The following is a 21,647-nucleotide window of genomic DNA, read 5'->3' as shown; positions in this document are numbered from 1 at the left end:
ACCAGGGCTCCGGGCAATGATGCCCGCCCTGCACCGGGACTTCGCCTCGCGATACGTCCGTAAAGCGCCGCGTAAGTCCCCTCTTTCTGCCTCGTGCAGCGTCCGCATGCTGGAATGGCGTATCCGCTTCTCGGGATAGTCGCCATCATGTAATCTGCACGAAATTTCGCAGAGGGCCAACGTCGTCCCTCGGCTATGCACATATGCCACGACGACGACGGGAGAGCCGATGCGTTCCGCATCCACGCACTCCGCGACCGGCCCCAGCACCACAGCCTGGTCGCCCATGGACGGTCGCCCCGCCCAGCAGGGCATGTACGACCCGCGCAACGAGAAGGACGCCTGTGGCGTCGGATTCGTGGCGAACCTCACCGGCGAGGCCACCCACACCCTCGTTGAGCAGGCCCTGACCGTATTGCGGAACCTCGAGCACCGCGGCGCCACCGGCTCCGAGCCGGACTCGGGCGACGGCGCCGGAATCCTCTGCCAGGTACCGGACGCGTTCCTGCGCGCGGTGGCCGGCTTCGAGCTCCCCGAGGCCGGCGCGTACGCCGTCGGCATCGCCTTCCTCCCCGCCGACGGCCCCGCACAGGCCGTCGCCGTGGAGCAGATCGAGGCGATCGCCGCCGAGGAGAACCTGACGGTCCTCGGCTGGCGCGAGGTCCCGGTGACGCCGGACCTGCTCGGCAACGGCGCCCGCGCCACCATGCCGGCCTTCTCCCAGCTCTTCGTCTCCGGGGCGGCCGCGACCGGCATCGAGCTGGACCGCAAGGCCTTCGTCCTGCGCAAGCGCGCCGAGCGCGAGGCCGGCGTGTACTTCCCGTCGCTCTCCGCCCGCACCATCGTCTACAAGGGCATGCTGACCACCGGCCAGCTGGAGCCCTTCTTCCCCGACCTCTCCGACCGTCGCTTCGCCTCGACGCTCGCCCTGGTCCACTCGCGGTTCTCCACGAACACCTTTCCGTCCTGGCCGCTCGCCCACCCGTACCGCTTCGTCGCGCACAACGGCGAGATCAACACGGTCAAGGGCAACCGGAACTGGATGCGCGCCCGCGAGTCCCAGCTGGCCTCCGAGGTCTTCGGCGAGGGCGCGCTGGACCGGATCTTCCCGATCTGCACCCCGGACGCCTCCGACTCGGCCTCCTTCGACGAGGTCCTGGAGCTGCTCCACCTCGGCGGCCGCTCGCTCCCGCACAGCGTGCTGATGATGATCCCGGAGGCGTGGGAGAACCACACCTCGATGGACCCGGCCCGCCGCGCGTTCTACAAGTACCACTCCACGCAGATGGAGCCCTGGGACGGCCCGGCCTGCGTCACCTTCACCGACGGCACCCAGGTCGGCGCGGTCCTCGACCGCAACGGTCTGCGCCCCGGCCGCTACTGGGTCACCGACGACGGCCTCGTCGTCCTCGGCTCCGAGGTCGGCGTGCTCGACATCGACCCGGCCAAGGTCGTCCGCAAGGGCCGCCTGCAGCCCGGCAAGATGTTCCTCGTCGACACCGCCCAGAAGCGGATCATCGAGGACGACGAGATCAAGGCCGAGCTGGCCGGCGCCGCCCCGTACGCCGAATGGCTGGAGACCGGCGAGATCGAGCTGACGGACCTGCCCGAGCGGGAGCACATCGTGCACACCCACGCCTCGGTCACCCGCCGCCAGCAGACCTTCGGCTACACCGAGGAAGAGCTGCGCGTCATCCTCGCGCCGATGGCCCGTACCGGCGGCGAGCCGCTCGGCTCCATGGGCACGGACTCCCCGATCGCGGCCCTGTCCGAGCGCCCCCGGCTGCTCTTCGACTACTTCACCCAGCTCTTCGCGCAGGTCACCAACCCGCCGCTGGACGCCATCCGCGAGGAGCTCGTCACCTCGCTGCTGTCCTCGCTCGGCCCGCAGGGCAACCTGCTGGAGTCGACCGCCGCGTCCTGCCGCAGCGTCACCCTGCCCTTCCCGGTGATCGACAACGACGAGCTGGCCAAGCTCATCCACATCAACGCCGACGGCGACATGCCGGGCATGAAGGCCGCCACGCTCTCCGGCCTCTACCGGGTCTCCGGCGGCGGCGAGGCGCTGGCCGCGCGGATCGAGGAGATCCGCGCCGAGGCCGACGCGGCCATCGCGAACGGCGCCCGCCTGATCGTCCTCTCGGACCGCCACTCGGACGCCGAGCACGCGCCGATCCCGTCGCTGCTGCTCACCTCCGCCGTGCACCACCACCTCATCGCCACCAAGCAGCGCACCCAGGTGGGTCTGCTGGTCGAGGCCGGTGACGTCCGCGAGGTCCACCACGTGGCCCTGCTCATCGGCTACGGCGCGGCCGCGGTCAACCCGTACCTCGCCATGGAGTCCGTCGAGGACCTGCTGCGCGCCGGGACCTTCCTCTCCGGCCTGGAGCCGGAGCAGGCCATCAAGAACCTGATCTACGCGCTCGGCAAGGGCGTCCTGAAGGTCATGTCCAAGATGGGCATCTCCACCGTCGCCTCCTACCGCGGCGCCCAGGTCTTCGAGGCCGTCGGCCTCGACGACGAGTTCGTCGCGACCTACTTCAACGGCACCGCCACCAAGATCGGCGGAGCCGGCCTGGACGTCATCGCCAAGGAGGTGGCCGCGCGCCACGCCAAGGCGTACCCCGCCTCCGGCATCGCGGCCACGCACCGTGCGCTGGAGATCGGCGGCGAGTACCAGTGGCGCCGCGAGGGCGAGCCGCACCTGTTCGACCCGGAGACGGTCTTCCGCCTCCAGCACGCCACCCGCAACCGCCGGTACGACATCTTCAAGCAGTACACGGACCGGGTGAACGAGCAGTCCGAGCGCCTGATGACGCTCCGCGGGCTCTTCGGCTTCAAGTCCGACCGCCCCTCCCTCTCCATCGACGAGGTCGAGTCGGTCGCCGACATCGTCAAGCGCTTCTCCACCGGCGCCATGTCGTACGGCTCCATCTCCAAGGAGTCGCACGAGACCCTCGCCATCGCCATGAACCAGCTGGGCGCCAAGTCCAACACCGGTGAGGGCGGAGAGGACCCGGACCGCCTGTACGACCCGGCGCGGCGCTCGTCCATCAAGCAGGTCGCCTCCGGCCGCTTCGGCGTGACCTCCGAGTACCTGGTCAACGCGGACGACATCCAGATCAAGATGGCGCAGGGCGCCAAGCCCGGCGAGGGCGGCCAGCTGCCCGGCCACAAGGTCTACCCGTGGGTCGCCAAGACCCGGCACTCCACCCCGGGCGTCGGCCTGATCTCCCCGCCGCCGCACCACGACATCTACTCCATCGAGGACCTGGCTCAGCTGATCCACGACCTCAAGAACGCCAACCCGGCCGCCCGCATCCACGTGAAGCTGGTCTCCGAGGTCGGCGTGGGTACGGTCGCCGCGGGTGTCTCCAAGGCCCACGCGGACGTCGTGCTCATCTCCGGCCACGACGGCGGTACGGGCGCGTCTCCCCTGACGTCCCTGAAGCACGCGGGCGGCCCCTGGGAGCTCGGCCTCGCCGAGACCCAGCAGACCCTGCTGCTCAACGGGCTGCGCGACCGGATCGTCGTCCAGACGGACGGCCAGCTCAAGACCGGCCGCGACGTGATCATCGCCGCGCTGCTCGGCGCCGAGGAGTTCGGTTTCGCGACCGCGCCGCTCGTCGTCTCCGGCTGCGTCATGATGCGCGTCTGCCACCTGGACACCTGCCCGGTCGGCATCGCCACGCAGAACCCGGTCCTGCGCGAGCGCTTCTCCGGCAAGCCCGAGTTCGTCGTCAACTTCTTCGAGTTCATCGCGCAGGAGGTGCGCGAGCTCCTCGCCGAGCTGGGCTTCCGTACGATCGAGGAGGCCGTCGGCCACGCCGAGCTGCTCGACACCACCAAGGCCGTCGCGCACTGGAAGGCCCAGGGCCTGAACCTGGAGCCCCTCTTCTACGTGCCCGAGCTGCCCGAGGGCGCGGTCCGCCACGCCCTGATCGAGCAGGACCACGGTCTGGAGAAGGCCCTCGACAACGAGCTCATCGAGCTCGCCGCCGACGCGCTGAACGCCGAGTCCGCCGAGGCGGCCCTGCCGGTACGCGCCCAGGTCGCGATCCGCAACATCAACCGGACCGTCGGCACCATGCTCGGCCACCAGGTCACCAAGAAGTTCGGTGGCGCGGGCCTGCCCGACAACACCATCGACCTGACCTTCACCGGTTCGGCCGGCCAGTCCTTCGGCGCCTTCGTACCCAAGGGCATCACCCTGCGCCTGGAGGGCGACGCCAACGACTACGTCGGCAAGGGCCTCTCGGGCGGCCGGATCGTGGTCCGCCCGGACCGCGGCGCCGACCACCTCGCCGAGTACTCCACCATCGCCGGCAACACCATCGGCTACGGCGCCACCGGCGGCGAGATGTTCCTGCGCGGCCGCACCGGCGAGCGCTTCTGCGTCCGCAACTCCGGCGCCCTGGTCGTCTCGGAGGGCGTGGGCGACCACGGCTGCGAGTACATGACCGGCGGCCAGGCGGTCGTCCTGGGCGAGACGGGCCGCAACTTCGCGGCCGGCATGTCGGGCGGCGTCGCGTACGTCATCGACCTCGACCCGGACAACGTCAACGTCGGCAACGCGGGCGCGGTCGAGACCGACCTGTCCGACGCCGACAAGCAGTGGCTGCACGATGTGGTGCGCCGCCACGAGGAGGAGACCGGCTCGACCGTGGCCGCGAAGCTCCTGGCTGACTGGTCCGTCGCGGTGGACCGCTTCAGCAAGATCATCCCGACCACGTACAAGGCAGTGCTCGCCGCCAAGGACGCCGCTGAGCTCGCCGGACTCTCGGAATCCGAGACCACGGAGAAGATGATGGAGGCGGCGACCCATGGCTGACCCGAAGGGCTTCCTCACCACCCCCCGCGAGAGCGCCTGTACCCGTCCCGTCGCCGAACGGCTGAAGGACTGGAACGAGGTCTACGTCCCGGGCTCGCTGCTGCCGATCATCAGCAAGCAGGCCGGCCGATGCATGGACTGCGGCATCCCGTTCTGCCACAACGGGTGCCCGCTCGGGAACCTGATCCCGGAGTGGAACGACTTCGCGTACCGCGAGGACTGGTCGGCGGCTTCCGAGCGCCTGCACGCCACGAACAACTTCCCGGAGTTCACGGGCCGGCTGTGCCCCGCCCCGTGCGAGTCGGCGTGCGTCCTCGGCATCAACCAGCCGGCCGTCACGATCAAGAACGTCGAAGTCTCGATCATCGACAAGGCCTGGGACAACGGCGACGTCACCCCGCAGGCGCCGGAGCGCCTGTCCGGCAAGACGGCCGCCGTCATCGGCTCCGGCCCGGCGGGTCTGGCCGCGGCCCAGCAGCTGACGCGGGCCGGTCACACCGTGGTGGTGTACGAGCGCGCGGACCGCATCGGCGGTCTGCTCCGCTACGGCATCCCCGAGTTCAAGATGGAGAAGGTGCACATCAACCGCCGCATCGAGCAGATGCGCGCGGAGGGCACGAAGTTCCGTACCGGCATCGAGATCGGCCGCGACCTGAGCGCGACCGACCTGCGCAAGCGGTTCGACGCGGTGGTCATCGCGGCCGGCGCGACGGTCTCGCGCGACCTGCCGGTCCCGGGCCGCGACCTCAAGGGCATCCACTTCGCGATGGAGTACCTGCCGCTGGCCAACAAGGTCCAGGAGGGCGACTTCATGGCGCCCCCCATCACGGCCGAGGGCAAGCACGTGGTCGTCATCGGCGGCGGCGACACCGGCGCGGACTGCGTGGGCACCGCCCACCGCCAGGGCGCGGCCTCGGTGACGCAGCTGGAGATCATGCCGAAGCCGTCCGAGGAGCGCCCGACGGGGCAGCCCTGGCCGACCTTCCCGATGCTCTACAAGGTCACCTCGGCGCACGAGGAGGGCGGCGAGCGGGTCTACTCCGTCTCCACCACCCACTTCGAGGGCGACGAGGACGGCAACGTCCAGGCCCTGCACCTGGTCGAGGTCGAGTTCGTCGAGGGCAAGCTCGTCCAGAAGCCCGGCACCGAGCGCGTCCTCCCGGCGCAGCTGGTCACCCTGGCGATGGGCTTCACGGGCACCGACCAGGCCAACGGCCTGGTGGACCAGTTCGGCCTGGAGCTGGACGGCCGCGGCAACATCGTGCGCGACGCCTCCTACGCGACCAACGTCGACGGCGTCTTCGTCGCCGGCGACGCGGGCCGCGGCCAGTCGCTCATCGTCTGGGCCATCGCGGAAGGCCGCTCGGCCGCCCGCGGCGTGGACCGCTTCCTGACCGGAACCAGCACCCTCCCGTACCCGGTCAAGCCGACGGACCGCTCGCTGACCGTATAACCCGGCAGCACCCCCGCCCCTCCCGGGCGGAACCGTAGCGCGAACGCGTCACGGGCAGTGCCCCTCCCCTCGGGGAGGACCCCTCATACGGTCCGTACAACGGCGTGCGGAACTCCGACACAGCGCCCGTCATGACACCTTCTTGACGCCGCGCTCGCACCGCTCGGCCGCAGGCGGCCTCCCGGGCTTCGCCCGGCTGCGCCGGCCTCCGGCCGTCGGTGCGCGGTCCGCGGCCCGCTTGCGCGTCACGGGCAGTGCCCCTCCCCTCGGGGAGGACCCCTCATACGGTCCGTACAACGGCGTGCGGAACTCCGACACAGCGCCCGTCATGTCCCCGACCAGGGATGACGGGCGCTGTGGCGTGCGTGGGGGCTACTCGGGCTGGATGACCGTGGCGCCCCAGCGTATGGACGGGGACGAGGTCGTCACGGAGGCTCCGAAGCCGCCGTGGAGGCCGTTGCCGAGGGGGACGGTGACGCGGGCCGGGCTGTCCGTGGGGCAGTCCAGCGTGAAGGGGGCCGGTTCCCGGTCCGGGTGGTTGTCGAGGCGGAAGGTCACCTCGATGCTGCCGCCTCCTTCGCAGCCGAAGGTGATCAAGGTGTCCAGTCGGGCAGCGAGTCCGCTCGAGACGAAGCCGCCGGAGCCGGTCCGTTCGGGTATCCAGATCAGCCCGTCGGGCCCCGGGTAGCCGATGATTTCGCCCTCCGCCGCAGCCTGGCCCACCCCTAGTGTCATGGTCAGCGCTGCGGCCACCGCCACGACGGCAACGGACCTGCGGCCCCTGTGCATGTGCATGTGCTTCATGGTCCCCCCCTGGAATCCTCGGTCGAGTGCTCGATCGCATTCGACTCCGTCGACGCTAACCGCTGCCACTGACAACGCTATTCACGCGTATTGACTAATAGTCAATACGGGGTCAGGCTCGGGGCGAGCCGTCGTCTCCGCGAGGGAGGTCGTCCCGTGAGTGTGGATCAGGATCAGGAACTGGGCCGGTTGGGCCGGGAGTTGAGGGGCGCCGAGCCTCCCGGGTCGTTCGCGGGGCTGGGCGCCGGGGAACTGGCGCGGCTCGCCGACGCCGTGCGGGCGGAGCGGGCGCGGCAGGCCGGCGGGCTGAACGAGGCCGCCGAGGAGGCGCTCAAGCTGGTGCCCGCCCTCGCTCGCGGGGCCGTACGGAAGGTGCTCTTCCGGTGAGCCGGGCCGAGGTGGAGAAGGTCGCCCGGCTGCTGGGCACGGACGCCGCCGCGCTCGGATTCCTGGGCGGGCTGCCGAGCGGGGACGTACGGCGGTTCCGTGAGCAGGTGACCGCCGTCCTCAACGACGGGGCGCCCGAGATGCTCGACCGGATCGCCGCCGCCACCAAACTGGTGCCCGCCGCGGTCGCGGCCGCCATCTCGCAGAAGGCGCTCGGCCCCCGGCTGGCCGCCGCTGTCGCCGGGCGGCTGGACCCCGGCCGGGCCGCCGACATCATCGCCAAGCTGCCGGTGTCCTTCACCGCCGAATCCTGCGCCTACCTGGACCCCCGGAAGATCGCCGGCATCGTGGACCGGCTCGACGGGGGACTGGTCGTACGGATCGCCGTCGTGCTGGCCGAGCGCCACGACCACCTCACCATGGGACGCTTCGTCGGCCACCTGCGGGACCAGGTCCTCCAGCGGATCCTGGAGCAGGTCGGGGACACGGACGTACTGCGCGCCGGGTTCTACGTCGACCTCCCCGAGCGGCTCCCGCGGATCCTGGAGCTGATGGGCGACGAGCGGCTCGGCTCGGTGGTCCGGGCCGCCGCGGCCGGCGGGCTCTGGGAGGAGGCACTGGCCGTCGCCGGCGCGGTCGGAGGGGCGCAGCGGCTGCGGATCGCCCAGCTCACCGCCCGTCTCGACGCAGCCGAGCTCGATTCGCTCGTGCGGGTGACTCACGAAGCCGGGCTCTGGGAGACGCTGCTGCCGCTCGTCGCCCTGCTCGGCGAGGAGGACCTGCTCGCCGTGGCCGGGCTGGACGCCCTGCGGGACCCGCAGGTGCTGGCCGGGGTGGTGCGGGCCGTCGTGGCGACCGGGCTGTGGGGGGAGTTCCTGCCGCTGGTCGGCGTCCTGCCCCAGGAGGCGCGGAAGGTGGTGGCGGACGCCGCCGCCGGGCTGGGCGACGCGGAGTTGGACGCGCTGGCCCACGAGGTCGACAAGCGGGACCTGTGGGAGCTGGTGCTGCCGCTCGTCGAGCTGATGGCGGAGGAGGGGAAGGAACGGATCTTCGCACTGCCCGCCTTCCAGGACCAGGGGGCGGGGTAGGCAGGCCCGCCGGCCGGGGGACAGGCCGGACGGACCATCTGCGGGGCTCCTCGGCGCAGTTGAGGGGTCCCGCCGTCCACGTACGGCGGGATCACGATCGACATCGACCGCAACTGGGTGGACGTGGACCCGACCGTCCTCGGCCCGGCCGGCGGCCTCCTCCCGCTCAGCTAGGCCCTGTCCGGGCGCCAGAGCCCTTCGCCCGGCCGGAGCCGGAGCCGGTTCCAGCCGCTCAGTCGCCCTGGCCGGCCGGCGCCGGGTCCTCGCGCGGCGGCTCGTCGTCGTTGCCCCGGCGCAGGGTGCGCAGGCCGCGCGCCGGGGTCCACGACCGCACCACCAGGTCGTCGCCCTCCACGCTGATGTGGACGACCTCCGTCAGATCGGCGTGGAAGAGGTGGAAGGGGTGCGGAGTCTCCGTCTCCTCCGCGTACCGGTGCAGCTCGGGCGGGTCCACGAGCTCCACCGCGCGCCCGGAGATCCGTACGTCCCCGTCCGGCATCTCCTCGCCCGCACCCGGGTTGGTGTGCAGGGCGAAGCGCGGGTCGCGCTGGAGGTCCCTGGCCTTCATCGAGCCCGCCATCATGCCGAGCCACAGCTCCCCGCCCCGGATGTCGACATTCAGCCCGGCCACCCGGGGGGAGCCGTCCTTGCGGAGGGTGGCCAGGACGTGGTGCGGATACTGCGCGAAGCGGGCCTGGACGGTCGCGGCGAACTCCGGCTCCGCCTTCTCGAACGCGGCCCAGTTGTTGATCGTCGTCATACGACCATCAAACCGCCTGCCCCTGACAGCCGCCGCTCAGGCGCGCACGACGCCCGCGCCACGGGCTGCTTCCAGCCACGCCGGGAACTCCCCGACCAGGCGGTCGTACAGTTCGCCGTCCGGCACCGCGCGGGGGTCGGGACCGGCGTGGAAGTAGCCCGCGTTGTCCACCGCCCGCTTCGCGGGAACGGGCAGCTCGTCCAGCCGGCGCAGGAAGTCGAACTGCGTGCTGCGCGTGTTGCCGAAACCGACGAACTGCCAGAAGAGCGGCAGCCGGGCCGCCTTGCACAGGTACTTCTCGGCCGCGAGCTTGTTGATCGGCCCGCCGTCGGTCTGGAAGACGACGAGCGCGGGCGCCGTCGACCCCGAGTCCAGGTAGTGGTCGATCACCGCGTCCATCGCCGCGTGGTAGGCCGTCTTGCCCATGTGGCCGAGGCGGGAGGCGATCTCGGTGACCCGGCCCTCGTGCCCGGCCAGGGAGATCTCCTCCACCGCGTCGACCTCGGTGGAGAAGAAGATCACCGGCACCCGGGCGTCGTCGTCCAGGTGCGCGGACAGCCCCAGCACCCGGTCAGCGAGGGCCTGGACACTGCCGTCCTCGTAGTACGGGCGCATCGACCCGGAGTAGTCCAGGACCAGGTACACCGAGGCGCGCCCGCCCTCCATGCCGTACTTGCGCAGGGAGACCCCGGCGCTCTTGTAGAGGCTCACGAGCGCCGGAGCCGTTTCCTCGACCTTGCGGAGGTTGATCGCACTGCCCGTCATGGGGGCGAGGGTACGTCAGCGCTCGGCGGGCCCGCCCCGCCCGGCGGCCGGCGCGTCGATGTCGTCGAGCATGGCGGCCGCGAGGTCGCGCTCGGAGGCGTAGTACCGTTCGGCCCACTTGAGGGTGAGCACCGGGTACGCCCACGCCGCCTCGTCCTGCGCGCCCTCCACGTCGGCTGCCGCGCGACGGCGCATGCTCTCCGCGAACTCCTGTTGCCGCACGAGGACTTCGCGCATCTGCTCCGGCTCCAGCAGGTGGCCCAGCCACAGTCGCAGCATCGGCCCGTGCTTGAGGACGGGCGGGTCCACCGGGGCCTCGCGGGCCCATTCCCGTACGGCCGCCATGCCCTCGTCGGTGATCCGGTACACCCGCTTGTCACGCGTCCCGGTGTCCTGGGCGATCCTCCGCGAGGAGGCGTAGCCCACCTTCTCCAGGCGTTTGAGCTCGCTGTAGATCTGGCTGAAGGACGGGCTCCAGTAGAAGAACCGCAGCGACCGGTCCGACCACTTCTTCAGGTCGTAACCGGAGAGTTCCTCTCCGAAGGAGAGCAGCCCGAGCACCGCCCAACTGGTCGCGGGGAGCGCGGGCCTGTTCGTCTCGTCTGCCACGCAGCGCAGTCTACGACCGGCCCCTCGCGGCGCCCTTCCCCCGGCCTGACATGCCTGCTAGAAGTATTCCTATTCGAAATGACTCCTCGCGTGCTGGAGGGCTGAGCGGTGGTCTCCCTCGAAGGGAAGGTCGTCATCGTCACCGGCGCCGGACGCGGCCAGGGCGCGGCCGGGGCCCGCCTGTTCGCGGAGGCGGGGGCGCGCGTCGTCGTCACGGACCTACGGGAGGACGAGGGCCGGGCGGTGGCCGCGGAACTCGGCGACCACGGGCTGTACGTACGCCACGACGTGGCCGACGCGGTGAGCTGGGCGGCGGTGGTGGCGCAGACGATCCGCGCCTTCGGAACCGTCTCGGCGCTGGTCAACAATGCGGCCCTGTGGCGCACGGCGCACGTGGAAGAACAGCGGCTGGAGGACTTCGAGGCCCTCCTGCGCGTCAATCTGCTGGGGCCGTTCCTCGGCATCCAGGCGGTCGCGCCGACGCTGCGGGCGGGCGGGGGCGGCTCGGTCGTCAACATCTCCTCCACCGCCGGACTGGTCGGGATACCGGGCCACGCGGCCTACGGCTCCACCAAGTTCGGGCTGCGCGGACTGACCCGGTCGGCGGCGCTCGACCTGGCCCGGGACCGGATTCGGGTCAACTCGGTGCACCCGGGGGCCATCGACACCCCGATGGTGGCCGAGGCGGTCGCGGGCCGGGACTGGTCGCACGTACCGCTGGGGCGGATGGGGCGGCCGCAGGAGGTCGGGGAGCTGGTCCTCTTCCTCTGCTCGGACGCGTCCTCGTACGTGACGGGCGCGGAGTTCACCGTGGACGGCGGGATGACCGCGGGATGACCGCGGGATGACGGCGGACGCGGAACGTGGGTGGAGGGGGCGGCCGGATGCGCACCCGCCCCAGGCATGATGTGTCCATGGCTGAACTGATGCGGAGGCTGCCGGGGGCGATCCTGCGCAACTGCCTCCTCCTGGCGGGGGAGTTCGGGGCGATCTGGCTGCTCCGCGGACCCGAGGGCGCTTGGGTCCCGGTCCTGCTGGCCGTCTTCGTCCTCGGTGCGGCCGTACCGCACGGCACCGGCGCGGAGTTCGTGGCCCGCACCACCGTCGCGCTGGTGGCGGTCGGGGTCGCGGTGCTCGGCGGAATCACCTGGGACCGGCACACCCTCCACGACCGCGGCCGCGAGGAAACGGCGGTGGTCGCGGCCCGGACGATGGTGGAGGACGGCTCCGGCCACTCCCCGTCGCTGCGGCTGCGCACGGCGGCGGGCCGCGACCTGCCCGGGCCGGTGGCGATGGACCTGGCGGTCGGCGCGCGGCTGACGGTGACGGTGGACCCCGACGGCCCGGCGTGGTCCGTGGGCGGGCGTCCGGCCCGGCCGCTCCGGCAGGCGGCCGGCACCGGGGCGCTCCTCCTGCTCCAGACCGCCACCCTGGGGTGGCTCTCCCTGTGCCGCCCCCGGAACTGAAGGGCGACTACTGCTTGATGGTGTAGGAGCAGCCCTTCACGTTCTTGACGCCGTCGCTCTCCGCGACCTGCTTGCCGTCGACCTTGATGGTGCAGGGAGCCTGCTGGAGCACTCCGCCGGGCCCCGTGATCGTGCCCGGAACGACATTCACCAGGTAGCCCACCTTCTGCTCCGCGGCGGTGAGTTCGACCGTGCCCGTCTTCGACCACGGCAGGGTCTGCTGCTCGAAGCCGCTGCCGACGCCGCTGAACATGATCGCCGTCTTGCCCGTGCCCCCGACCTCCAGGGTCACCTCGTGGGTCGCGCCACCGGGCTTGGCCGGCGGCGCGGACGACGCGGGGCTCTGGGCGGCCGAGGGCGTGCTCCTGTCGAGGGCCGGCTTCGGGATGTCGCTGCCACAGCCGGTGAGGAGTGCCGCCGCCGCCGTGCCCAGCATCAGCCCGGTCATCGTCCGTCGCATGTTCCTGTACCTCGTTCTCGTTCGTCGTTCGTCGTTCGTCGTTCGTTCGATCACAGGGATGTCATCACATCTCTTGCCGGTTCCGCACGTTGGCTTCGGCGGGCGTGATCGAAAACAATGGACGGATGACGACACGTGCCCGTTCCTTCGATTCCGCAGCCGCTCTCTACGCCGCGGCCCGGCCCGGTTATCCCCCGGCCCTGTTCGACGCGGTCGAGGAACTGGCCGGGCGGCCGCTCGCCGGGGCGCGCGTGGCCGACGTAGGGGCGGGGACCGGGATCGCCACCGCGCTGCTGCACGACCGCGGGGCCCAAGTCCTCGCCGTGGAGCCCGGCGACGGGATGGCCGCCGAATGCCGCCGGGCGAATCCCGGGATCCCGCTCGTGCGCGGGGACGGGGACCGGCTGCCGCTGGCGACCGGCGCCTTCGACCTCCTCACGTACGCCCAGGCCTGGCACTGGACCGACCCGGCACGCTCCGTCCCCGAGGCCCGCCGCGTGCTGCGCCCCGGCGGCGCGCTCGCGATCTGGTGGAACGACGCGGACTCCACCGTTGCGTGGATCGCCGAACAGGAGGAGCGGCTCCGCGACTTCTTCGGGGCGCAGGGCGAGAGCTTCCGCATGCTGCCCCAGGGGCTCGGGGAATTCGCCACCCGCGCCGTGCGGTGGTCCCGGCGCGTCACGCTGGACGACCACCTCGCCAACCTCGCCAGCCACTCCGCTTTCCTGATGCTGGGCGAGGCCCGCACCCGCGCGTACTGCGCCGCGGAACGCGCGCGGCTGGCCCCCCTCTTCCCGGACGGCACGGTCGAGGAGCAGTACGTCGTGAGCCTCGGCGTCGCCTTCGTGTGACCCGGCCCTACACGCCGAAGGAACGGACGACCTCCGACCGGCAGGCCGACGGCGTTCCCCAGGCTTCCCGCAGCGGGCGGGCCTTGCGCAGCCACAAGGACAGGTCCAGCTCCTCCGTGTAGCCGACCGCGCCGTGCAGCTGGAGCGCCGTCATCGCCGCCCGGTAGCACGACTCACCCGCCGACAGCTTCGCCGCCGCCACGTCGCCCGGGGCCAGTGACAACGCCGCCGCCCACACCAGCGGGCGGGCGAACTCCAGGGCGAGCAGGGTGTCCGCCAGCCGGTGCTTGACCGACTGGAAGGACCCGATCGGCGCCCCGAACTGCGTGCGCTGCTTCGCGTACTCCACCGTCCTGGCCAGCAGCGCCTCACCGGCGCCCAGGCACTGAGCTGCCGTCAGCAGCCGGGCCCAGCGCCCGGCCACCGCCGCGGCCGCCGCCACTCCCGGCCCCGCCGCCAGCGGCTCGCCCCCGGCAGCCGAAGGGAGGAACAACCGGCGCGCGGGGTCCGTCGACCGCAGCGGTACGCCCACGCCGTCGGCGCCACCCGCGCCACCCGCCAGCCGCAGCTCGCCCGCCCGCGACACCGTGAAGCAGTACGTCGCCGGGTCCGCGTCCAGGGCGTACGGGCTCCCGCCCGGCAGCGTCAGCGTGGCCGAGGTCTCGCCCGCGACCAGCCCGGGCAGGAACCGCTTGGCCAGGGCCTCGTCCCCCAGCTCCGACAGCAGCACCGAGACGGCGGCGCTCTCCACCACCGGCCCCGGCACCCCGGCCCGCCCCAGCTCCACGAAGCCGAGGGCCAGCTCCAGCGGCAGCAGGCCCGCTCCCTCGTACGGCTCCGGCGCGGCCAGCGCGAACAGGCCCGTCCCCGCGAGCCCGGACCACAGCGCCCGCCCGGGCCCGTACTCCCCGTCCGCCCAGGCCCGTACGGCCGCCGGGACCTCCGCCGCGCCCAGCAGGGAGCGCAGCGTACGGGCGAAGTCCGACTGCTCGTCGGTCAGCAGGAAGCGCATCAGCGGCGGCCCTTCGGGAGGCCGAGCAGCCGCTCGGCGATGATGTCGCGCTGGATCTCGTTCGTCCCCGCGTAGATCGGCCCGGCCAGGGAGAAGATCCACGGCTCGGCCCACTCGCCCTCCGCGAGCTCCGCGTCCGCGCCCAGCAGGTCCAGTGCCGTCTCGTGCAGGGCGATGTCGTACTCCGACCAGAACACCTTGTTCAGGCTGGACTCGGCGCCGATCGTCCGGCCCGCCGCGAACCGGGAGGCGCTGGCCCAGGTGAACAGCTCGTACGCGCGCGCCCCGACCACCGCGTCCGCCACCCGGTCCCGCAGTGCGGTGTCGGACGGGTCCCCGTGCGAGCGCCACAGCCCGACCAGCCGGTCCGCCGCTGCCAGGAAACGGCCCGGGGAGCGCAGGGTCAGCCCGCGTTCGTTCCCGGTCGTCGACATCGCGATCCGCCAGCCCTGCCCCGGCTCCCCGATCACGTCCTCCTGCGGTACGAAGACCTGGTCCAGGAAGAGCTCCGCGAAGGCCGGCTTGCCGTCGAGGCGGCCGATGGGCCGCACCGTCACCCCGGGCGCCCGCAGGTCGAACATCAGGTACGTGAGCCCCTGGTGCGGTTTCGGGGCGTCCGGGTCGGTGCGGAAGATGCCGAAGGCGCGGTCGGCGAAGGCCGCGCGCGAGGACCAGGTCTTCTGCCCGGACAGCAGCCAGCCGCCCTCCGTGCGGACCGCCCGCGACGTCAGGGAGGCCAGGTCGGAGCCCGACTCCGGCTCCGACCAGGCCTGCGCCCAGACCACCTCGCCGCTCGCCATCGACGGCAGCACCCGCGCCCGCTGCTCCGCCGTCCCGTGGTCGAAGAGGGTCGGCGCGAGGAGGCTGATGCCGTTCTGCGAGACCCGGCCGGGCGCGCCCGCCGCCCAGTACTCCTCCTCGAAGACCAGCCACTTCACGATGTCCGCGCCCCGGCCCCCGTACTCCTCGGGCCAGGACACCACCGACCAGCGGTCCGCGTGCAGCAGCGCCTCCCACTCCCGGTGCGCGGCGAAGCCCTCCCGCGTCTCCAGGGAGGGCAGCGGGGCGGCGGGGACGTGGCCGGCCAGCCAGGTCCGGGCCTCGGCCCGGAAGGCCTCCACCTCAGCCGTCTGGGTCAGGTCCATCAGGTGTCCGCCTCCTCCGCGACCAGGTTCCCTAACAAGTGTTTGGTAGGTTAACGTACGGCCATGAGCAGCGTCGAGGAGTTCGTATGAACGCGCCCCGGTACACCGCATGAACGCGCCCCGGTACATCGCCGGTCACCACCTGCTGAAGGACCGCACCGCCGTCGTCACCGCCGCCGCCGGGGCCGGGATCGGCGGGGCCACCGCCCGCCGCCTCCTGGAGGAGGGCGCCCGCGTCGTCATCGGCGACGCCCACGCCCGCCGCCTGAAGGAGACCGAAGACGCGCTCGCCGCCGAGTTCGGGGCGGACCGCGTCACCTCCCTGCCCTGCGACGTCACCGACGAGGACCAGGTCCGGGCCCTCTTCGCGCTCGCCGAGCGGACCCACGGCCGCCTCGACGTGGTCGTCAACAACGCCGGGCTCGGCGGCACCGCCGCCCTCGTCGACATGACCGACGAACAGTGGTCCCGCGTCCTCGACGTCACCCTGAACGGCACCTTCCGCTGCACCCGCGCCGCGATGCGCTCGTTCAAGGCGTCCGGAGCGGGCGGGGTCATCGTCAACAACGCCTCCGTCATCGGCTGGCGCGCCCAGACCGGCCAGGCCCACTACGCCGCCGCCAAGGCCGGGGTGATGGCGCTGACGCGCTGCGCGGCCCTGGAAGCCGCGCAGTTCGGCGTACGGATCAACGCGGTCGCCCCGAGTCTGGCCATGCACCCCCACCTGGCGAAGGTCACCAGTGCGGAACTGCTGGCGGAACTCACCGCCCGCGAGGCCTTCGGCCGGTACGCAGAGCCCTGGGAGGTCGCCAACGTGATCGTCTTCCTGGCCAGCGGCTACTCGTCGTACATGACGGGCGAGACCGTGTCGGTCAGCAGCCAGCACGCCTAGGCCGAGAATGGACGCGTGCCGACCAACAAGCCGACAGAGCAGACAGAGCAGACAGAGCCGACTGCGCCGACGCCGCCGACAGCGCCGAGAGCCAAGAAGAAGCCGCAGGTGACGGCCTCGCCCGAGCGGCGCCGTGAACTCCTCGACACCGCCGCCGAGGTCTTCGCCGCGCAGGGCTACAACGCCACCACCGTCCGCAAGATCGCCGACGCCGCCGGCATGCTCGCCGGCAGCCTCTACTACCACTTCGATTCCAAGGAATCGATGCTCGACGAGATCCTCTCCGCCTTCCTGACCGAACTGTGGGACGGGTACGACACCGTCCTCGCCGCCGGTCTCGGCCCCAGGGAGACCATCGAGGCCCTCGTCACCGAATCCTTCCGGGAGATCGACCGGCACCGCGCCGCCGTCGCGATCTACCAGAAGGAGTCCCGCACCCTCGCCGCGCAGCCCCGCTTCCACTACCTGTCCGACTCGCAGCAGAAGTTCGAGAAGGCCTGGCTGGGGACGCTGGAGCGGGGAGTCGCCGCCCAGGTCTTCCGCGCCGACCTCGACATCCGCCTCACCTACCGCTTCGTGCGCGACACGGTGTGGGTGGCGGCGTCCTGGTACCGGCCGGGCGGACTGCACAGCCCCGAGGAGATCGCCCGCCAGTACCTGTCGATGGTGCTGGACGGGATCGCCGTACGCACCTGACCGACCAGACCCGATCAGAGGAGTCCCGATGCCCGAGGCCTACATAGTCGAAGCGGTGCGCACACCGGTGGGGCGGCGCAAGGGTGGCCTGTCCGCCGTACACCCGGCCGACCTGGGCGCGCACGTCCTGAAGGCGCTGGTCGAGCGGTCCGGGGTGGACCCGGCCGCCGTGGAGGACGTGGTGTTCGGCTGCCTCGACACGGTGGGGCCGCAGGCGGGGGACATCGCCCGGACGGCGTGGCTGGCGGCGGGCCTGCCGCAGGAGGTGCCGGGGGTCACCGTCGACCGCCAGTGCGGCTCGTCCCAGCAGGCGGTGCACTTCGCGGCGCAGGGCGTCCTGTCCGGCACCCAGGACCTGGTGGTCGCGGGCGGCACCCAGAACATGTCGATGATCCCGATCGCCTTCGCCTCGCGGCAGGCGGCGGAGCCGCTGGGCCTCGCGGAGGGGCCGTACGCGGGATCGGCGGGCTGGCGGGCCCGGTACGGCGACGCCCCCGTGAACCAGTTCCACGGCGCCGAGCTGATCGCACGCAAGTGGGGCATCTCCCGCCGGGACATGGAGGAGTTCGCGCTCCGCTCCCACCAGCGGGCGCTGCGCGCCATCGACGAGGGCCGCTTCGAGCGCGAGCTCGCGCCCTACGGGGACGTCCGCACGGACGAGGGCCCGCGCCGGGACACGACGCCGGAGAAGATGGCGGCGCTGGCGCCGGTGGTCGAGGGCGGCACCATCACGGCGGCGGTCTCCTCCCAGGTCTCGGACGGCGCGGCCGCGATGCTGATCGCCTCCGAGCGGGCGGTACGCGAACACGGCCTGCGGCCGCGGGCCCGCATCCACCACCTCTCGGTACGGGGCGAGGACCCGATCCGCATGCTGTCCGCGCCGATCCCGGCGACGGCCCACGCGCTGAAGAAGACCGGCATGTCGCTGGCCGACATCGACCTGGTGGAGATCAACGAGGCCTTCGCCCCGGTGGTGCTGGCCTGGCTGAAGGAGACCGGAGCCGACCCGGAGCGGGTCAACGTCAACGGCGGCGCGATCGCCCTCGGCCACCCGCTGGGCGCGACCGGGGTGAAGCTGATGACCACCCTCCTCCACGAGCTGGAACGCACGGGCGGCCGCTTCGGCCTCCAGACGATGTGCGAGGGCGGCGGCCAGGCCAACGTGACGATCATCGAGCGGCTGTAGCCCCTGCGGCAGGTGCGCGCGGGTACCACAAGGACGTAGATCACACCCTCGCCCCGACACCCCCGGACGGAGGTGTGCTAGCTTAGAGCTCGTTGCAGTTGTGGTACCCATGAACTTTATGTGCGCCTGACGGGAATGATCCTCAGGCGCTTTTATTGTTTTGCCGGAATCTCCGGATGGGGCCCTTTGCCGCCTATTCAGGAGATTCAAAATGGCACTTGGCACCGTGAAGTGGTTCAACTCGGAAAAGGGCTTCGGCTTCATCGAGCAGGACGGTGGCGGCCCGGACGTCTTCGCCCACTACTCGAACATCGCCACCCAGGGCTTCCGTGAGCTCCAGGAGGGCCAGCGCGTGTCCTTCGACGTCACCCAGGGCCAGAAGGGCCCCCAGGCGGAGAACATCCTCCCCGCCAACTAAGTATTTCAGCTTGCCGGGGTCCGCACCGTGAGGTGCGGACCCCGGCTTGTCTGCTGTTTCGACCTTGTTGTACCTGCCGGTTTCAGGAGGGCTTTCTCGCATGACCAGCTCCAGCTCCGCACGACCCAGCCGCCGCCCCACCCGGGGCCGAGGTGCGGCCCAGGGACGTCCGAAGGCTGGCGCGGGACGGCAGAAGTCCGCCCCCGTAGCCAGGCCCCAAGAATTCACCATGCCCGAACCGATCGCCCCGGCCCTCCCGCCGGTCGCCGCGTTCGAGGACATGGACATGCCCGAGGCGCTGCTGAAGACCCTCGCCGCCCAGGGCGTCACCGAGCCGTTCCCCATCCAGGCCGCGACGCTGCCGAACTCCCTCGCCGGCCGTGACCTGCTCGGCCGCGGCCGTACCGGCTCCGGCAAGACGCTGGCCTTCGGCCTGGCGCTGCTGGCCCGGACCGCCGGCCGCCGTGCGCAGCCGAAGGCGCCGCTCGCGCTGGTCCTCGTACCGACCCGTGAGCTCGCGCAGCAGGTCACCGACGCGCTGGCCCCGTACGCCACGTCCGTCAACCTGCGCATCGCGACCGTCGTCGGCGGCATGTCGATCAACCGCCAGTCGGGCGCCCTGCGCCGCGGCGCCGAGGTGCTCGTGGCCACCCCCGGCCGTCTGAAGGACCTCATCGACCGCGGTGACGCCGACCTCTCGCAGGTCGCGATCACCGTCCTCGACGAGGCCGACCAGATGACCGACATGGGCTTCATGCCGCAGGTCACGGCGCTGCTCAAGCAGGTCGAGGCCGGCGGCCAGCGCATGCTGTTCTCCGCGACGCTGGACAAGAACATCGACAAGCTCGTCAAGATGTTCCTGACCGACCCGGTCGGCCACTCCGTCGACCCGTCGGCCGGTGCGGTCACCACCATGGAGCACCACGTCCTGTACGTCATGGACGAGACCGACAAGAAGGCCGTGGCGACGCGCATAGCCGCTCGCGACGGCCGGGTGATCATGTTCGTGGACACCAAGCGCGGCGTGGACCGCATGGTCAAGAAGCTCCTGGCGGACGGCGTACGCGCCTCCGGCCTGCACGGCGGCCGCTCGCAGCCGCAGCGCAACCGCACCCTGGACTGGTTCAAGACGGGCGAGGTCACCGCGCTGGTGGCGACGAACGTCGCGGCGCGCGGCATCCACATCGACGACCTCGACCTCGTCGTCAACGTGGACCCGCCCACCGACCACAAGGACTACCTGCACCGCGGCGGCCGTACCGCCCGCGCCGGCGAGTCCGGCAGCGTGGTCACCCTGGTGCTGCCCGACCAGAAGCGGGACATGACCCGCCTGATGTCGGACGCCGGGATCTCCCCGCGCACCGCGCAGATCAAGTCCTCCGACGAGGAGCTGTCCCGGCTGACCGGCGCCAAGGAGCCCTCGGGCATCCCGGTGGTGCTGGAGGTGCCGCAGCCGACCGCGCCGAAGCCGCGCAGCGGCGCCGGGTCCGGTTCGGGCTCCGGCTCGCGCCGCCGGTCGGGCGGCCCGCGTACCGCATCCGCCACGGGCGGCGCACCGGCGGCCGGCGGCCGCGGCCGCCGCTCCGGCGGGGGCGCCTCCGGGCAGGCCCCTGCGGCCTCCGTGCCGGGCCAGACCCGCCGCGGCGGTCAGGGCGGCGGCGGGACCACCGGCTCCGGCGAGCGCGGCCGGCGCACCGGGGGCGGCGCCACCGGTGGCGCCGCCGCGGCGTCCTCGCGCAGCCGGGTCGGCTCCGCGGGCCAGGGCCGCCGCCGGGCGGTCTGACCCGTACCGCCCGCGTATACGCACACGACGCCGGGCAGCGCGTTCCGCACGCGCTGCCCGGCGTCGTGCTGTCTCCTACCGGACCATCTTGTCCTGCAGCCTCGCCAGCGTGTGCAGATCCAGACCGAGGCCCCTCGTCAGGTAGCCGTAGAAGCTGCCGTAGTCGGCCTCCATCTGCGCCGTCGCCGAGTCCAGGTAGTCCTGGCGGACCTCCTGGAGCGGGATCAGCAGGTCCGGGTTCTGCATCCGCCCCGACTGCTTGAGGCCCGCCCGCACCCGGGCGTCGTAGGCGGCGCGGAAGGTGTTCGACGCCAGGTAGTCGCTCTCGGCGGTTTCCTCGGGAACGGCCAGGGCGCGCAGCAGCACGTAACTCACCCAGCCCGTCCGGTCCTTGCCGGACGTGCAGTGGTACAGGAGAGGGCCCTGCGCGCGGTCCGCGATCTCCCGCAGGGTCGCCGCGAACTGGGCCCGGTTCTCGGGGCTGGTCACGAACGTGCGGTAGATGTCGCGCATGTAGGCCTCTGCGCGGCCGCCGCCGAGCATCTGCTCCTGCTTGACGGGGTCGCCGCTGGAGATCGCGCCGACGAGGGTCCCGTAGAGGCCGAGATCGCTGACCGGGCGTGAGGTGGGGGAGAGTCCGGCGGGCAGCCGGTCGGCGCCGTCGTACTGGAGCTCCATCGGGATGCGGAAATCGACGACCTTCGTGAGGCCGAGACCGGAGACGGTGGTGACGTCCGCGTCGGTCAGCTTGCTCAGCGCGTCGGAGCGGTAGACGAGCCCCTGTCGGACCTGGCCACCGGTCCAGGTGCGGTAGCCGCCGATGTCCCGGACGTTGACGGCGCCCTGGAGGGGGATCTGACGAATCGTTTCGGCGTATTGCTGCTGGTGCTGCTGGTGCTGCTGGTGGTGCTGGTGGTGCCGGGCACTGACCCCGGCGCCGGGTGCCGGGGGGGGGGGGGGGGGGGGGGGGGGGGGGGGGGGGGGGGGGGGGGGGGGGGGGGGGGGGGGGGGGGGGGGGGGGGGGTGGGGGGGGGGGGGGGG

20 protein-coding genes are annotated in these 21,647 nt (G+C 72.0%); 12 read left to right on the top strand and 8 right to left on the bottom strand.

The window, feature by feature from the left end; all coding sequences use genetic code 11:
* Nucleotides 1-286: 286 nt before the first annotated feature.
* Nucleotides 287-4,831 carry a glutamate synthase large subunit gene (gene gltB / locus ACZ4TV_RS25690; protein ID WP_468137340.1) on the top strand — a complete coding sequence of 1,515 codons (4,545 nt, stop codon included), beginning with the start codon at nt 287-289 and terminating at the stop codon, nt 4,829-4,831.
* Entirely contained in the window at nt 4,824-6,284 is a 1,461-nt protein-coding gene (locus tag ACZ4TV_RS25685) for a glutamate synthase subunit beta (RefSeq protein WP_468137233.1), read from the top strand. The genes gltB and ACZ4TV_RS25685 overlap by 8 nt, the downstream gene beginning before the upstream one ends.
* 372 nt (nt 6,285-6,656) lie before the next feature.
* Here the strand turns inward: ACZ4TV_RS25685 and ACZ4TV_RS25680 are convergent, their stop codons facing one another.
* On the bottom strand, nt 6,657-7,079 hold the full coding sequence (locus ACZ4TV_RS25680; RefSeq protein WP_468137232.1) for a hypothetical protein: 423 nt from the start codon (nt 7,077-7,079) through the stop codon (nt 6,657-6,659).
* Nucleotides 7,080-7,244: 165 nt separating this feature from the next.
* On the opposite strand from ACZ4TV_RS25680, the gene ACZ4TV_RS25675 reads away from it, so the two are divergent.
* Both ACZ4TV_RS25675 and ACZ4TV_RS25670 read left to right on the top strand, forming a co-directional pair.
* On the top strand, nt 7,245-7,475 hold the full coding sequence (locus ACZ4TV_RS25675; protein WP_468137231.1) for a hypothetical protein: 231 nt from the start codon (nt 7,245-7,247) through the stop codon (nt 7,473-7,475).
* Nucleotides 7,472-8,563: a hypothetical protein gene (locus tag ACZ4TV_RS25670; protein WP_468137230.1), complete on the top strand. Its 1,092-nt coding sequence runs from the start codon at nt 7,472-7,474 to the stop codon at nt 8,561-8,563. Before ACZ4TV_RS25675 ends, ACZ4TV_RS25670 begins: the two co-directional genes overlap by 4 nt.
* A 232-nt stretch (nt 8,564-8,795) precedes the next feature.
* Here ACZ4TV_RS25670 and ACZ4TV_RS25665 read toward each other — a convergent pair whose 3' ends face one another.
* Genes ACZ4TV_RS25665 through ACZ4TV_RS25655 form a run of 3 tightly spaced genes read right to left on the bottom strand, consistent with a single transcriptional unit; the run spans nt 8,796 to nt 10,706 of the window.
* Entirely contained in the window at nt 8,796-9,323 is a 528-nt protein-coding gene (locus tag ACZ4TV_RS25665) for a pyridoxamine 5'-phosphate oxidase family protein (protein ID WP_468137229.1), read from the bottom strand.
* A 36-nt stretch (nt 9,324-9,359) separates the two neighbouring features.
* Nucleotides 9,360-10,088 carry a VWA domain-containing protein gene (locus ACZ4TV_RS25660; RefSeq protein WP_468137228.1) on the bottom strand — a complete coding sequence of 243 codons (729 nt, stop codon included), beginning with the start codon at nt 10,086-10,088 and terminating at the stop codon, nt 9,360-9,362.
* Nucleotides 10,089-10,103: 15 nt separating this feature from the next.
* Complete coding sequence (locus tag ACZ4TV_RS25655; RefSeq protein WP_468137338.1) at nt 10,104-10,706, bottom strand: PadR family transcriptional regulator; 603 nt, start codon at nt 10,704-10,706, stop codon at nt 10,104-10,106.
* Between the two features lie 99 nt (nt 10,707-10,805).
* On the opposite strand from ACZ4TV_RS25655, the gene ACZ4TV_RS25650 reads away from it, so the two are divergent.
* Both ACZ4TV_RS25650 and ACZ4TV_RS25645 read left to right on the top strand, forming a co-directional pair.
* Nucleotides 10,806-11,534: a glucose 1-dehydrogenase gene (locus ACZ4TV_RS25650; protein ID WP_468137227.1), complete on the top strand. Its 729-nt coding sequence runs from the start codon at nt 10,806-10,808 to the stop codon at nt 11,532-11,534.
* A 77-nt stretch (nt 11,535-11,611) separates the two neighbouring features.
* Nucleotides 11,612-12,163, top strand: a complete 552-nt coding sequence (locus tag ACZ4TV_RS25645; RefSeq protein WP_468137226.1) for a hypothetical protein — start codon at nt 11,612-11,614, stop codon at nt 12,161-12,163.
* A gap of 7 nt (nt 12,164-12,170) precedes the next feature.
* On the opposite strand, the gene ACZ4TV_RS25640 is transcribed toward ACZ4TV_RS25645, so the two are convergent.
* Nucleotides 12,171-12,623, bottom strand: a complete 453-nt coding sequence (locus tag ACZ4TV_RS25640) for a hypothetical protein (RefSeq protein ID WP_468137225.1) — start codon at nt 12,621-12,623, stop codon at nt 12,171-12,173.
* 125 nt (nt 12,624-12,748) lie between these two features.
* Between ACZ4TV_RS25640 and ACZ4TV_RS25635 the strand changes: the two genes are divergently transcribed.
* Complete coding sequence (locus ACZ4TV_RS25635; protein ID WP_468137224.1) at nt 12,749-13,474, top strand: class I SAM-dependent methyltransferase; 726 nt, start codon at nt 12,749-12,751, stop codon at nt 13,472-13,474.
* A 7-nt stretch (nt 13,475-13,481) separates the two neighbouring features.
* On the opposite strand, the gene ACZ4TV_RS25630 is transcribed toward ACZ4TV_RS25635, so the two are convergent.
* Together ACZ4TV_RS25630 and ACZ4TV_RS25625 are read right to left on the bottom strand one after the other, a co-directional pair.
* Entirely contained in the window at nt 13,482-14,486 is a 1,005-nt protein-coding gene (locus ACZ4TV_RS25630) for an acyl-CoA dehydrogenase family protein (protein ID WP_468137223.1), read from the bottom strand.
* Nucleotides 14,486-15,631: an acyl-CoA dehydrogenase family protein gene (locus tag ACZ4TV_RS25625; protein ID WP_468137222.1), complete on the bottom strand. Its 1,146-nt coding sequence runs from the start codon at nt 15,629-15,631 to the stop codon at nt 14,486-14,488. Before ACZ4TV_RS25625 ends, ACZ4TV_RS25630 begins: the two co-directional genes overlap by 1 nt.
* Before the next feature lie 109 nt (nt 15,632-15,740).
* On the opposite strand from ACZ4TV_RS25625, the gene ACZ4TV_RS25620 reads away from it, so the two are divergent.
* The 5 genes from ACZ4TV_RS25620 (at nt 15,741) to ACZ4TV_RS25600 (ending at nt 20,606) form a co-directional block, all read left to right on the top strand.
* Nucleotides 15,741-16,523, top strand: coding sequence for an SDR family oxidoreductase (locus tag ACZ4TV_RS25620; RefSeq protein WP_468137221.1), 783 nt, complete (start codon nt 15,741-15,743; stop codon nt 16,521-16,523).
* 108 nt (nt 16,524-16,631) lie between these two features.
* Complete coding sequence (locus ACZ4TV_RS25615) at nt 16,632-17,219, top strand: TetR/AcrR family transcriptional regulator (protein WP_468137337.1); 588 nt, start codon at nt 16,632-16,634, stop codon at nt 17,217-17,219.
* A 28-nt stretch (nt 17,220-17,247) separates the two neighbouring features.
* Nucleotides 17,248-18,405, top strand: a complete 1,158-nt coding sequence (locus tag ACZ4TV_RS25610) for an acetyl-CoA C-acetyltransferase (protein ID WP_468137220.1) — start codon at nt 17,248-17,250, stop codon at nt 18,403-18,405.
* Between the two features lie 211 nt (nt 18,406-18,616).
* Entirely contained in the window at nt 18,617-18,823 is a 207-nt protein-coding gene (locus tag ACZ4TV_RS25605; protein WP_030707191.1) for a cold-shock protein, read from the top strand.
* A gap of 100 nt (nt 18,824-18,923) precedes the next feature.
* Nucleotides 18,924-20,606 (top strand): DEAD/DEAH box helicase, encoded by a 1,683-nt coding sequence (locus tag ACZ4TV_RS25600; protein WP_468137219.1) that lies wholly within the window; start codon nt 18,924-18,926, stop codon nt 20,604-20,606.
* Nucleotides 20,607-20,681: 75 nt separating this feature from the next.
* Here the strand turns inward: ACZ4TV_RS25600 and ACZ4TV_RS25595 are convergent, their stop codons facing one another.
* Complete coding sequence (locus tag ACZ4TV_RS25595) at nt 20,682-21,428, bottom strand: tyrosine-protein phosphatase (protein WP_468137335.1); 747 nt, start codon at nt 21,426-21,428, stop codon at nt 20,682-20,684.
* Between the last annotated feature and the right edge of the window lie 219 nt (nt 21,429-21,647).

This window comes from Streptomyces sp. NPDC028910 (genome assembly GCF_055564955.1).
Note: the sequence above shows the minus strand (reverse complement) of the source record. Positions and strands in the feature narration are given on the sequence as shown.

Coding starts and splice junctions, on each gene's coding strand:
- gltB (WP_468137340.1), top strand. CDS start 287: ATGGACGGTCGCCCCGCCCAGCAGGGCATGTACGACCCGCGCAACGAG.
- ACZ4TV_RS25685 (WP_468137233.1), top strand. CDS start 4,824: ATGGCTGACCCGAAGGGCTTCCTCACCACCCCCCGCGAGAGCGCCTGT.
- ACZ4TV_RS25680 (WP_468137232.1), bottom strand. CDS start 7,079: ATGCACATGCACAGGGGCCGCAGGTCCGTTGCCGTCGTGGCGGTGGCC.
- ACZ4TV_RS25665 (WP_468137229.1), bottom strand. CDS start 9,323: ATGACGACGATCAACAACTGGGCCGCGTTCGAGAAGGCGGAGCCGGAG.
- ACZ4TV_RS25660 (WP_468137228.1), bottom strand. CDS start 10,088: ATGACGGGCAGTGCGATCAACCTCCGCAAGGTCGAGGAAACGGCTCCG.
- ACZ4TV_RS25645 (WP_468137226.1), top strand. CDS start 11,612: ATGGCTGAACTGATGCGGAGGCTGCCGGGGGCGATCCTGCGCAACTGC.
- ACZ4TV_RS25640 (WP_468137225.1), bottom strand. CDS start 12,623: ATGCGACGGACGATGACCGGGCTGATGCTGGGCACGGCGGCGGCGGCA.
- ACZ4TV_RS25635 (WP_468137224.1), top strand. CDS start 12,749: ATGACGACACGTGCCCGTTCCTTCGATTCCGCAGCCGCTCTCTACGCC.
- ACZ4TV_RS25630 (WP_468137223.1), bottom strand. CDS start 14,486: ATGCGCTTCCTGCTGACCGACGAGCAGTCGGACTTCGCCCGTACGCTG.
- ACZ4TV_RS25625 (WP_468137222.1), bottom strand. CDS start 15,631: ATGGACCTGACCCAGACGGCTGAGGTGGAGGCCTTCCGGGCCGAGGCC.
- ACZ4TV_RS25620 (WP_468137221.1), top strand. CDS start 15,741: ATGAACGCGCCCCGGTACATCGCCGGTCACCACCTGCTGAAGGACCGC.
- ACZ4TV_RS25610 (WP_468137220.1), top strand. CDS start 17,248: ATGCCCGAGGCCTACATAGTCGAAGCGGTGCGCACACCGGTGGGGCGG.
- ACZ4TV_RS25605 (WP_030707191.1), top strand. CDS start 18,617: ATGGCACTTGGCACCGTGAAGTGGTTCAACTCGGAAAAGGGCTTCGGC.
- ACZ4TV_RS25600 (WP_468137219.1), top strand. CDS start 18,924: ATGACCAGCTCCAGCTCCGCACGACCCAGCCGCCGCCCCACCCGGGGC.